The sequence below is a fragment of the Pseudomonas sp. 2995-1 genome (assembly GCF_002742505.1).
GTDB lineage: Bacteria > Pseudomonadota > Gammaproteobacteria > Pseudomonadales > Pseudomonadaceae > Aquipseudomonas > Aquipseudomonas sivasensis.
The window spans coordinates 1-228 of sequence record NZ_LJSA01000100.1; the positions used below are offsets into that span (position 1 = coordinate 1).

The window sequence follows — 228 nt, forward strand, 5'->3', positions numbered from 1 at the left end:
GATGTGAGGGATGGACAAACCATAGCTATCGTTGGTCCTACTGGTGCTGGAAAAACAACAATTATAAACTTGCTCATGCGTTTTTATGAAGTAAATAAAGGAAGTATATCTATTGATGGTGTGAAGCTGACGGAGTTATCTCGTGAACAAGTCCGAAGCATGTTTGCAATGGTTCTTCAAGATACTTGGCTGTTTAATGGGACGATCCGAGATAATATTGGTTATGGT

1 protein-coding gene is annotated in these 228 nt (G+C 39.5%); it reads left to right on the plus strand.

Annotation, left to right across the window (positions count from 1 at the left end; genetic code table 11):
* Positions 1-228 (plus strand): ATP-binding cassette domain-containing protein (locus tag AOA61_RS00320; RefSeq protein ID WP_143521136.1); only part of this gene is annotated, 228 nt, incomplete at both ends.